The 12,152-nt window shown below is 69.9% G+C and carries 8 protein-coding genes; 7 read left to right on the top strand and 1 reads right to left on the bottom strand.

The annotated features are described in order from the left end of the window. Positions 1 to 26: 26 nt before the first annotated feature. The 4 genes from OG623_RS07900 to OG623_RS07885 are packed head-to-tail and all read left to right on the top strand — an operon-like array spanning position 27 to position 6,620. A complete protein-coding gene (locus OG623_RS07900) occupies positions 27 to 1,949 on the top strand; it encodes an IucA/IucC family protein (protein ID WP_406145489.1) in 1,923 nt (640 codons plus the stop codon). A gap of 31 nt (positions 1,950 to 1,980) precedes the next feature. Beyond that, positions 1,981 to 2,691, top strand: coding sequence for a GNAT family N-acetyltransferase (locus OG623_RS07895; RefSeq protein ID WP_406145488.1), 711 nt, complete (start codon positions 1,981 to 1,983; stop codon positions 2,689 to 2,691). A 60-nt stretch (positions 2,692 to 2,751) separates the two neighbouring features. Then, on the top strand, positions 2,752 to 4,602 hold the full coding sequence (locus OG623_RS07890) for an IucA/IucC family protein (RefSeq protein WP_406145487.1): 1,851 nt from the start codon (positions 2,752 to 2,754) through the stop codon (positions 4,600 to 4,602). Between the two features lie 50 nt (positions 4,603 to 4,652). Further along, positions 4,653 to 6,620 (top strand): ATP-dependent DNA helicase, encoded by a 1,968-nt coding sequence (locus OG623_RS07885; protein WP_406145486.1) that lies wholly within the window; start codon positions 4,653 to 4,655, stop codon positions 6,618 to 6,620. A gap of 111 nt (positions 6,621 to 6,731) precedes the next feature. Here the strand turns inward: OG623_RS07885 and lexA are convergent, their stop codons facing one another. Further along, positions 6,732 to 7,529 carry a transcriptional repressor LexA gene (lexA, locus tag OG623_RS07880; protein WP_406145485.1) on the bottom strand — a complete coding sequence of 266 codons (798 nt, stop codon included), beginning with the start codon at positions 7,527 to 7,529 and terminating at the stop codon, positions 6,732 to 6,734. Positions 7,530 to 8,063: 534 nt separating this feature from the next. Here lexA and nrdR point away from each other — a divergent pair. From nrdR to OG623_RS07865, 3 genes are all read left to right on the top strand, one after another. Continuing rightward, positions 8,064 to 8,579, top strand: coding sequence for a transcriptional regulator NrdR (gene nrdR, locus OG623_RS07875; RefSeq protein ID WP_406145484.1), 516 nt, complete (start codon positions 8,064 to 8,066; stop codon positions 8,577 to 8,579). 155 nt (positions 8,580 to 8,734) lie between these two features. Then, positions 8,735 to 11,644 carry a vitamin B12-dependent ribonucleotide reductase gene (locus OG623_RS07870; RefSeq protein ID WP_406145483.1) on the top strand — a complete coding sequence of 970 codons (2,910 nt, stop codon included), beginning with the start codon at positions 8,735 to 8,737 and terminating at the stop codon, positions 11,642 to 11,644. Positions 11,645 to 11,971: 327 nt separating this feature from the next. Beyond that, on the top strand, positions 11,972 to 12,115 hold the full coding sequence (locus OG623_RS07865) for a hypothetical protein (RefSeq protein ID WP_267942482.1): 144 nt from the start codon (positions 11,972 to 11,974) through the stop codon (positions 12,113 to 12,115). Positions 12,116 to 12,152: the final 37 nt, after the last annotated feature.

Genomic DNA, 12,152 nt, shown 5'->3' with positions numbered 1-12,152 from the left:
CCGGACCCCTCACAAGGAAGACCGCCGTGAACCCCACCCCTGCGCCCGAGGCCGACGGCCCCCTCACCAGCCAGCAGCGAGGACAGGACCTGCCGGAGGGCCCTCTCGCCGTCGAGTCGACGACCGTGCCGCGCCAGAAGGCCGGTCCGGACGGAACCCTGCGTACCGGGACCGACCCGCACACGGGCGCCGTCCCCGCCGACCGCCCGGGCCACACCGCCCAGGACCCGCTGGACCATCCGGACCCGCTGCGGGCCTCGGACGCGGCGGGTACGGAGAATCTGCTGCGCTGCTGGACCAGGGAGAACGACCTGCCGCGCCCGCAGGGCAACATCCTGCGCATCGCGCTCCCCGCGAGCGGCACCGCCCTGCTCGTCCCCGTCGCCCACTGGTCGGCGACCGGCTGGCACCGCTTCGGGACACCGCGTCTGGAGAGCGCACCCGAGGGCGCCCCGGGTGCCGACGCCGTCACGGTGGCCGCGCTGCTGAGCCGTGAGAGCGAGCGGAACACCGGAGTCGACCTGGTGGCCAGGGTGGCCGACTCCGTACGGCACACGGCGGTCTTCATCGACGACCGGCGCCGCACCCCCGCCGCCTCGCCCGAGGCCGACCTCTTCCTCACCGCCGAGCAGTCACTCGTCCTCGGCCACCCCCTGCACCCCACGCCCAAGAGCCGCGAAGGTCTCTCCGAGTCCGAGGCGCTCCTCTACTCACCCGAACTGCGCGGCTCCTTCCCGCTCCACTGGATGGCCGTGGACCGTTCCCTGCTGGCCACGGAGTCGACGTGGACGAGGGCCGGCAGGCCGGTCTCCGCCGAGGCGCTCCTGGCGCCCCACGCCGAAGGGCTGAGCCTCCCCGAGGGGACCACGCCCCTCCCGCTGCACCCCTGGCAGGCCGCGGAGGTCCTGCGCCGTCCCGAGGTCGCCGCCCTGTACGAGAAGGGACTCCTGCACGACCTCGGTCCGCACGGCGAGCACTGGTACCCCACCTCGTCCGTCCGTACCGTGCACCGCCCCGGCTCCGACCTCATGCTCAAGCTGTCCCTGGGCGTACGCATCACCAACTCGCGCCGGGAGAACCTCCGTAAGGAGCTCCACCGCGGAGCCGAGGTCCACCGGCTGCTGCGCACCGGCCTCGCCGACCGGTGGCGGGAGGCACACCCGGGCTTCGACATCGTCCGGGACCCCGCCTGGCTGGCCGTCGACCGGCCGGACGGCAGCCCCGTCCCCGGCCTCGACGTGATGCTCCGCCACAATCCGTTCGGCCCGGCCGACGACGCGGTGTGCATCGCCGGCCTCACCGCCCCCCGCCCCTGGCCCGGCCGCCCCGGCACGCACTCGCGGCTCGCCGACACCGTGTCCTCGCTGGCCGCCCGCACGGGCAGGACCACCGGTGCGGTGTCCGCCGAGTGGTTCCTGCGCTACCTGGACCGTGTGGTCCTCCCCGTCCTCTGGCTCGACGCCCACGCGGGGGTCGCCCTGGAGGCCCACCAGCAGAACACGCTCGTACTCCTCGACGCGGACGGCTGGCCCGTCGGCGGCAGGTACCGCGACAACCAGGGCTACTACTTCCGTGAGTCCCACCGGGCCGCACTCGAAGGCCGGCTCCCGGGCATCGGCGCCATCAGCGACACCTTCGTCGCCGACAGCGTCACCGACGAGCGGCTCGCCTACTACCTCGGCATCAACAACGTGTTCGGGCTGATCGGCGCCTTCGGCGCCCAGCGGCTCGCCGACGAACAGCTGCTCCTCGCAGCGTTCCGCCGCTTCCTGGAGGGTGCGGCGGGGCTGGGCTCCTCGCTCCCCTCCTACCTCCTGGAGACCGACAAGCTCCGCTGCAAGGCCAATCTGCTGACCCGGATGCACGGACTGGACGAGCTCGTCGGGCCGGTCGACACCCAGTCCGTGTACGTCACCATCGCCAATCCGCTCCGCAGCGACGAGGCCTGACCGTCTGGACCCACGAGAGGAGAGCGTCACGGTGCATCAAGCCGATGCCCACCCCGATGCCGGTGCCGTCCCGCCCGACGCCACCGGCACCGAGGACACCCTGGAGCTACGGCTCACCGAGGAGCTCCTCGCGTTGCTCGGTGACAGTCCGCCGACGGTCACCGACGCATCCGCCCTCGTGGGCGACCCCGGCGCGTGGAGTCCGGTCACCACGCCCGCCGGGGTGTTCCAGCTCGTCGCGGTGGAGCCCACGCGCGACCTGGGCGTCATCAGCCGCTGGATGAACGATCCGGCAGTCGCCGCCTTCTGGGAGCTCTCCGGACCCGAGAAGGTCACCGCGGCGCACCTGAGCCGGCAGCTCGCGGGCGACGGACGCAGCGTCCCCTGCCTCGGCATCCTCGACGGCAGGCCCATGAGCTACTGGGAGATCTACCGCGCCGATCTCGACCCGCTGGCCCGTCACTACCCCGCACGCCCCCACGACCTGGGTGTCCATCTCCTCATCGGGGGAGTGGGCAACCGAGGACGGGGCATCGGGACCGTCCTGCTCAGTGCCGTCTCCGACCTCGTACTCGACAACCGGCCGCTCTGCGGACGTGTCGTGGCGGAGCCGGACCTGCGCAACACCCCGTCCGTTTCCGCTTTCCTGAGCGCCGGTTTCCGGTTCTGCGCGGAAGTGGACCTGCCCGACAAGCGGGCCGCCCTGATGGTCCGCGACCGAGCCCACCGCGACCGCCTGTGAACAACATGCCGCACAGCACAGCCCGCTCGAACCCCATCGGTCCCACCCGGAGGAGTCCCCGTGCCGACATATCCTGCGAGCCACCAGCCGGCGAAGCCCCATGCGCCGCTCGACACCCCGGAACTCAACCGGATCGTCTGGGACCGGGTGGCGGTGAGACTGCTCGCCAAGATGCTCGGTGAGTTCGCCTACGAGGAAGTCATCGAGCCCGTGCCCCGAAGGGAAGGCGGCGAGGGGCGGAGCGGTGACCACACCCTGACGCTCGACGACGGCGCGACCCTGAGCTTCCACGCCCGGCGGGGTGTCTACGGCAGCTGGTGCGTCGACCCCGAGACGATCCGTGAGGGCGGCGCCGGGAACACGACCACCGACGGCACTCCCTTCCGCGACCCGCTGCGCTTCCTCGCCCGTGGCCGCCGTCTCCTCGGCCTCGACGGCGCCACGCTCGGCCACCTCATCCGTGAGCTCACCGCCACACTGACGGCCGACGCCCGGCTCGACCACACCGCACTGCGCGCGGGGCAGCTCGCCGAGCTCCCGTACGCCGAGCTCGAAGGCCACCAGACAGGACATCCCTGGCTCGTGGCGAACAAGGGCCGCCTCGGATTCTCCGCCGCCGACGCCGCCCGCTTCACACCGGAAGCCCGCTCCGCCACCGCACTGCCCTGGATCGCCGTCAGCACCCGGATAGCGAGCTACCGAGGAGTGGGCACTGTCGCCACCCCCGGTGACCTCTACGACCAGGAACTCGACCAGGGCGTCCGGGATTCCTTCGCCGCGCTTCTGAGCGCCCGGGGCCTGGACCCCGCCGACTTCCTGTTCCTCCCCGTGCATCCATGGCAGTGGGACGAATGGATCGTGCCGCTCTTCGCCCCCGCCATCGCCGACGGGGAGATCGTGCCCCTGCACGCCGACGACGACCTCCGGCTGCCGCAGCAGTCGATCCGCACCTTCACCAATGTGGACCGGCCCGACCGGCACACGGTCAAGCTGCCCCTGTCGATTCTCAACACCCTCGTCTACCGGGGCCTGCCGACCGAACGCACCCTCGCCGCCCCGGCCGTCACCGCCTGGGTCCAGGGCCTGTGCGAAGGCGATCCGTTCCTCCGTGACACCTGCGGTGTCATCCTGCTCGGTGAGGTCGCTTCGGTGTCCGTCGAGCACCCGCTGTACGACCACCTCCCCGAGTCTCCCTACCAGTTCAAGGAGATCCTCGGAGCGATCTGGCGGGAGCCGCTCCAGCCCCGGCTCGCCCCCGGCGAACGCGCTCGTACGCTGGCCTCGCTGCTGCACACGGACCCCGAGGGCCGTTCCTTCACCGCCGAGCTCGTCGTCCGCTCGGGACTGACCCCGGCCGTCTGGCTGACCCGGCTGTTCACCGCGCTGATGCCCCCGCTGCTGCACTTCCTGTACCGCTACGGCACGGTGTTCTCCCCGCACGGCGAGAACGCCATCGTCGTCTTCGACGAGAACGACGTCCCGGTACGGCTCGCGATCAAGGACTTCGTCGACGACGTGAACGTCAGTGCCCGGCCGCTGCCCGAGCACGCGACCATGCCCACGCACGTCAGGGACGTCCTGCTCACGGAGGATCCCTCCTTCCTCACCCAGTTCATCCACTCGGGACTCTTCGTGGGTGTCTTCCGCTATCTGTCACCCCTGTGCGAGGAACAACTGGACCTACCTGAGGGTGAATTCTGGTCACTCCTCCGTGCCGAGATCCTCAGGCACCACGCCCGGTTCCCCGAGCTCAAGGAGCGGTTCGAGATCTTCGACATGCTGACGCCGACGATCGAGCGCCTGTGCCTGAACCGCAACCGTCTGCATCTGGACGGCTACCGGGACCGGCCGCAGCGACCGCACGCCGCCGTCCACGGCACCGTCCCCAACCCGCTCCACCCCTCCGCGTGAGTCCGGGACGGACCGCTGCTGTCGGTGGGGCGCCGTAGGGTGGACGCGCTATGACGAAGCCATCTCTCCCCGAGCTCCTCCATGCCGCCGTCACCGCCGTCGGCGGCACGGAACGCCCCGGCCAGGTCTCCATGGCCGAGGCCGTCGCCGAGGCTGTGGACGACAACGCCCATCTGCTCGTCCAGGCCGGCACCGGCACGGGCAAGTCCCTCGGCTACCTGGTGCCGGCGCTGGCCCACGGCGAGCGGGTCGTGGTGGCCACCGCGACGCTGGCCCTCCAGCGCCAGCTGGTGGAGCGGGACCTTCCGCGCACGGTCGACGCGCTGCACCCGCTGCTGCGCCGACGGCCGCAGTTCGCGATGCTCAAGGGCCGGTCGAACTACCTCTGCCTGCACCGGCTCCACGAGGGGGCGCCGCAGGACGAGGAGGAGGGGCTCTTCGACCAGTTCGAGGCGGCGGCTCCGTCCAGCAAGCTGGGCCAGGACCTGCTGCGGCTGAGGGACTGGTCGGACGAGACGGAGACCGGCGACCGGGACGACCTGACGCCGGGAGTCTCGGACCGTGCCTGGTCCCAGATCTCCGTCTCCTCGCGCGAGTGCCTCGGCGCCACCAAGTGCGCGTACGGCGCCGAGTGCTTCGCCGAGGCGGCCCGGGAGAGGGCCAAGCTCGCCGATGTCGTCGTCACCAACCACGCCCTCCTCGCGATCGACGCGATCGAGGGCGCCCCGGTGCTCCCCAAGCACGAGGTGCTCATCGTCGACGAGGCCCATGAGCTGGTCTCCCGGGTCACCGGGGTGGCCACCGGGGAGCTCACCCCCGGCCAGGTGAACCGTGCGGTGCGTCGTGCGGCCAAGCTGGTCAACGAGAAGGCGGCCGACGCCCTGCTGACCGCCTCGGAGGGATTCGAGAGGGTCATGGAGCTGGCGCTCCCGGGTCGCCTCGAAGAGGTGCCGGAGGACCTCGGCTACGCGCTGATGGCCCTGCGCGACGCCGCGCGTACGGTGATCTCGGCCCTCGGCGGCACCCGGGACAAGTCCGTCCAGGACGAGGACGCGGTGCGCAAGCAGGCCATGGCGTCGGTGGAGTCCATCCACAACGTCGCGGAGCGCATCACCCAGGGCTCCGAGTACGACGTCGTCTGGTACGAGCGGCACGACCGCTTCGGGGCGTCCGTCCGGATCGCGCCGCTGTCCGTGTCCGGGCTGCTGCGCGAGAGGCTCTTCGCCGACCGCTCGGTGGTGCTGACCTCCGCCACGCTCAAGCTCGGCGGCGACTTCAACGGCGTGGGGGCATCGCTGGGACTCGCGCCCGAGGGCACGGCGGGCGACGACATCCCGCAGTGGAAGGGCCTCGACGTCGGCTCGCCCTTCGACTACCCGAAGCAGGGCATCCTCTACGTCGCCCGGCACCTGGCCACGCCCGGCAGGGAAGGGTCCCGCACCGACATGCTCGACGAGCTGGCGGAGCTGGTGGAGGCCGCGGGCGGTCGCACGCTCGGCCTGTTCTCGTCCATGCGGGCGGCCCAGGCGGCAGCCGAGGAGCTGCGTGGACGACAGGACAAGCCGGTCCTGCTCCAGGGCGAGGAGACGCTCGGGGAGCTCATCAAGAATTTCGCGGCGGACCCGGAGACCTGTCTGTTCGGGACGCTGTCCCTCTGGCAGGGCGTCGACGTCCCGGGGCCGAGCTGTCAGCTCGTGATCATGGACCGGATTCCGTTCCCCCGGCCCGACGACCCGCTGATGAGCGCCCGGCAGAAGGCGGTCGAGGACGCCGGCGGCAACGGCTTCATGGCGGTGGCGGCGACCCACGCCGCGCTGCTGATGGCGCAGGGCGCGGGCCGACTGGTCCGGGCCATGGGCGACAAGGGTGTGGTCGCGGTGCTCGACCCCCGGCTGGCCAACGCCCGGTACGGCAGCTATCTGCGCGCTTCGCTGCCCGACTTCTGGTACACCACGGACCGCAACCAGGCGCGGCGCTCGCTCGCGGCCATCGACGCGGCGGCCAGGACCGCGCAGTGAGCCGAGGGCGGCTGCCAGGACCGACCGCACGGTGAGTGGAGGGCCACGCGGACGCGTCAGGGCCCCGGGATCGGCGCAGGGATCCCGGGGCCCAGTCCGAACCGGCGGAGGTCACACCCGCCGCAGCACCGCCACGACCTTGCCCAGGATCGTCGCCTCGTCACCGGGAATCGGCTGGTAGGCGGAGTTGTGCGGGAGGAGCCACACATGGCCGTCCTCGCGCTTGAACCGCTTGACCGTGGCCTCGCCGTCCAGCATGGCTGCCACGATGTCGCCGTTCTCCGCGACCGGCTGGCGGCGCACCGTGACCCAGTCCCCGTCCATGATCGCTGCCTCGATCATCGAGTCACCGACGACCTTCAGCACGAAGAGCTCGCCGTCACCGACGAGCTGGCGGGGGAGCGGGAAGACGTCCTCGACGGACTCCTCGGCGAGGATCGGCCCGCCGGCGGCGATCCGGCCGACCAGCGGGACGTACGAAGCGGCGGGCTTCCCCGTGGTGTCGGTCGGCTGGGTGCTGGGCTGGTCCGAGCCCCGCACCTCGTAGGCCCGCGGCCTGTGAGGGTCGCGGCGCAGGAAGCCCTTACGCTCCAGAGCCATCAGCTGGTGGGCGACGGAAGAGGTGCTGGACAGCCCCACGGCCTGACCGATCTCGCGCATCGACGGGGGGTAGCCCCGGCGCTGCACCGAATCCCGGATCACCTCGATCACACGCCGCTGCCGGTCCGTGAGCCCGGAGCTGTCCGCCCGGATTCCTGGAGGGCGGCCGGGCAAGGAGCGCCCGGCTCGGGTGGGCTCGGGCCCCTCCGCGTTCATGACTGAGTCATTCATGGCATGCACCGGCTCAAGTCGGCTCTGGGAGCGGTGGTCCTGGGCAGTGATGGTGGCACTGTCTGCGGTGGTGGTCACGTCGGCCCCTCTCGAATGGTCTCCCTAGTTAGGCAACGGTAGTAGCTTTCGAAAGGTTGCGCCAAACACACGTTCGAGTGAAAAACAAATAAAGGCCTACCGCGTGCTTGCCGAGAGGTGTATGAGCCTTGTGCGACGGACCGGAATCGAGCCCCGTTCCCCGGGTCACGCTAGCGTTCCGCCGGTCCCTTCCGGCGTGCGGGGTGGAGGTTCCGGGCGGTCCGCCGCCCTGCTCCCGGGCGCCGCACGGGTTCGCCCCCGCGAGCGGACCCGGCGGGGCCCTGGTGTCGCGCCTCCCGTAGCCTCTTGCCGGGCCGTAGGCTGCCCGCGGCTCCGGGAAACGCGCGACACGCGCGGGGGGTAGGGGTGGAGCAAAACCCTAGATGTAGTGGTTGCATTGCTGTCGCCGCCCACAAGTAGTGGTCCCCGGTCCCTCGGAGCCGAGTTCATCGCCTATGCTGGTGACTGTCCTCAGGGGGCCCGAACAGGGCACGGAGGGCTATTCAGTCGTGCTGTGAAGGAGGGTTCGGAGACATGCACTGCCCCTTCTGCAGGCACCCCGACAGTCGGGTCGTGGACAGTCGCACGACGGACGACGGGACGTCGATCCGACGGCGCCGCCAGTGCCCCGACTGCTCCCGTCGCTTCACGACGGTGGAGACCTGCTCGCTGATGGTGGTCAAGCGCAGTGGCGTGACCGAGCCCTTCAGTCGCACCAAGGTCATCTCAGGGGTCCGTAAGGCCTGCCAGGGCCGTCCGGTCACCGAGGACGCCCTGGCGAAGCTCGGCCAGCGGGTCGAGGAGGCCGTGCGGGCCACGGGGAGCGCCGAGCTGACGACGCACGACGTGGGTCTGGCCATACTCGGCCCCTTGCAGGAGCTCGACCTCGTGGCGTACCTGCGTTTCGCGTCGGTGTACCGCGCGTTCGACTCACTCGAAGACTTCGAGACCGCCATCGCGGAGCTCCGCGAGGAGCGGCCCGGTGCAGAACCATGCGGGAGCGGCGAGACCCTCGAGGTCCCCGAGCCCGCCGCAGTCGCCGCTGATTGATCACGGAGCCGGCCGGCAGGACGGCGGAGCCGGCGGCAGGCGGCACCAGACCTGTTCCGAGACGCCGTGCGCGGCGTCAGGAGCATCAGACACACACTGTGCCCTGGGAAGAACTGGGCACTTCAGGGCGTTTTTGCCCACATATGGGAGGCGGCATGACAGAGACGGCGAGCGGCCCGGCACGAGGTTCCCGCACCAAGGGAGCCAAGTCGACTGCGACCAAGCAGGGCCTGCGCATCGAGCGCATCCACACGACGCCTGGCGTGCATCCGTACGACGAGGTCGCGTGGGAGCGCCGTGACGTCGTCATGACCAACTGGCGCGACGGCTCGGTCAATTTCGAGCAGCGTGGCGTCGAGTTCCCCGACTTCTGGTCGGTGAACGCGGTCAACATCGTCACCAGCAAGTACTTCCGGGGGGCTGTCGGCACGCCGCAGCGCGAGACCGGTCTGCGGCAGCTGATCGACCGGATCGTGAAGACGTACCGGAAGGCCGGCGAGGACAACAGCTACTTCGCTTCCCCCGGTGACGCCGAGATCTTCGAGCACGAGCTGGCGTACGCCCTCCTGCACCAGATCTTCAGCTTCAACTCCCCGGTGTGGTTCAACGTCGGAACGCCCCAGCCGCAGCAGGTCTCGGCCTGCTTCATCCTGGCCGTCGACGACTCCATGGAGTCGATCCTCGACTGGTACAAGGAAGAGGGCATGATCTTCAAGGGCGGCTCGGGCGCAGGCCTGAACCTGTCCCGTATCCGCTCCTCCAAGGAACTGCTCTCCTCCGGCGGCAACGCCTCGGGACCCGTCTCCTTCATGCGGGGCGCCGACGCCTCCGCCGGAACGATCAAGTCCGGTGGCGCCACCCGCCGCGCGGCCAAGATGGTCATCCTCGACGTCGACCACCCCGACATCGAGAACTTCATCGAGACCAAGGTGAAGGAGGAGGAGAAGATCCGCGCCCTGCGCGACGCGGGCTTCGACATGGACCTGGGCGGCGACGACATCACGTCCGTCCAGTACCAGAACGCCAACAACTCGGTCCGTGTGAACGACGAGTTCATGAAGGCCGTCGAGGCCGGCGGGAAGTTCGGGCTGCGCGCCCGGATGACCGGTGACGTCATCGAAGAGGTCGAGGCCAAGTCCCTCTTCCGCAAGATGGCGGAGGCCGCGTGGGCCTGCGCGGACCCCGGCATCCAGTACGACGACACCATCAACAAGTGGCACACCTGCCCGGAGTCCGGCCGCATCAACGGCTCGAACCCCTGCAGCGAGTACATGCACCTGGACAACACCTCGTGCAACCTGGCCTCGCTGAACCTGATGAAGTTCCTCAAGGACGACGGCGAGGGCCACCAGTCCTTCCAGGCCGAGCGGTTCGCCAAGGTCGTCGAGCTGGTCATCACCGCGATGGACATCTCGATCTGCTTCGCGGACTTCCCGACCCAGAAGATCGGCGAGAACACCCGCGCCTACCGTCAGCTGGGCATCGGCTACGCCAACCTGGGCGCCCTGCTGATGGCCACCGGGCACGCGTACGACAGCGACGGCGGCCGTGCGCTCGCCGGAGCCATCACCTCGCTGATGACCGGCACGTCCTACCGGCGCTCCGCCGAGCTCGCCGCGGTCGTCGGCCCGTACGACGGCTACGCCCGCAACGCGGCCCCGCACCAGCGCGTCATGAAGCAGCACTCGGACGCCAACGCCGCGGCCGTCCACGTCGACGACCTGGACTCGCCGGTCTGGGCCGCCGCCACGGAGGCCTGGCAGGACGTGATCCGCCTCGGCGCGAAGAACGGTTTCCGTAACGCCCAGGCGTCGGTCATCGCCCCGACCGGCACCATCGGTCTCGCGATGTCCTGCGACACCACCGGCCTCGAGCCCGACCTCGCGCTGGTCAAGTTCAAGAAGCTCGTCGGCGGCGGCTCGATGCAGATCGTCAACGGCACGGTTCCGCAGGCCCTGCGCCGTCTCGGCTACCAGCCGGAGCAGATCGAGGCGATCGTCGCCCACATCGCCGACAACGGCAATGTGGTCGACGCCCCCGGCCTCAAGACCGAGCACTACGAGGTCTTCGACTGCGCCATGGGCGAGCGTTCCATCTCGGCCATGGGCCACGTCCGGATGATGGCGGCCATCCAGCCGTGGATCTCCGGCGCGCTGTCCAAGACGGTGAACCTGCCGGAGACGGCCACCGTCGAGGACGTCGAGGAGGTCTACTTCGAGGCCTGGAAGATGGGCGTCAAGGCGCTCGCGATCTACCGCGACAACTGCAAGGTCGGCCAGCCCCTCTCCACCAAGAAGTGGGAGGAGAAGAAGGCCGAGGTGACCGAGAAGACCGAGGACACCATCCGCGCCGCGGTCGAGAAGGTCGTCGAGTACCGCCCGGTCCGCAAGCGTCTGCCCAAGGGCCGTCCCGGCATCACCACCTCGTTCACGGTGGGCGGCGCCGAGGGCTACATGACCGCCAACTCCTACCCGGACGACGGTCTCGGTGAGGTCTTCCTGAAGATGTCCAAGCAGGGTTCCACCCTCGCGGGCATGATGGACGCCTTCTCGATCGCGGTCTCCGTCGGTCTGCAGTACGGCGTGCCGCTGGAGACCTACGTCTCCAAGTTCACCAACATGCGCTTCGAGCCGGCCGGTATGACGGACGACCCCGACGTGCGGATGGCTCAGTCGATCGTCGACTACATCTTCCGCCGCCTGGCGCTCGACTTCCTGCCGTTCGAGACGCGCTCCGCGCTCGGCATCCACTCGGCCGAGGAGCGTCAGCGCCACCTCGACACCGGTTCGTACGAGCCGGCGTTCGGGGACGAGGAGCTCGGTGCGGAGAGCCTGGTGCAGTCCGCTCCCGCGCAGACCCAGCCGCTGAAGGCGGTCGCGTCGCCCGAGGAGAGCCCTGCGGAGAAGCCGGCCCCGAAGGCCGCGCACACCTCGGCCGAGCTGGTCGAGATGCAGCTCGGCATCAGCGCGGACGCGCCGCTGTGCTTCTCGTGCGGTACGAAGATGCAGCGGGCCGGATCCTGCTACATCTGCGAGGGCTGCGGCTCGACCAGCGGGTGCAGCTGAAACTGGGCGGAATTGCGTCGGATGCAACATACGGCGTAGCTGAACCCGAAGCGTGATCTCTGTGAGGGAGGGGCGTCGGCCCTGGGCTGGCGCCCCTCCCTTCTGCGGTCGGTACACCACGACTGCGTTCCGGGAACGCGCGTCGCGCCAAAGGCGCGAGAAGATCGTTCCGGGGGTGCAAGCTCCCTGGAATGACGAACGCCCAGCCTTGTGGGAGGCCGGGCGATCGTTGCAGTCAGGAACGTTGTGTCCTGCGCGGTGTAGGAGCCTGCATGACATCACGTCCTGGTCTGCGATGCAAAAGCAACCAGGAAGGGAGTGATGAACATGGCGAACAAGCGTCAGACCAGCAAGAAGGTCGCCTCGAAGGCCAGCAAGCTGCTGAACAGCCCGAAGGCAACCCCGGCGCAGAAGTCCGTGGCGGCCAGCGCGCTGTCGCAGACGAAGACCGGCAAGACCAAGAAGAAGTGATACCTGGCCGCCCCGGGCCTACACCCGGGGCGGCCGG

Source organism: Streptomyces sp. NBC_01012 (assembly GCF_045162755.1).
Taxonomy (GTDB): domain Bacteria; phylum Actinomycetota; class Actinomycetes; order Streptomycetales; family Streptomycetaceae; genus Streptomyces.
This window is presented reverse-complemented; position numbering and strand designations above follow the sequence as displayed.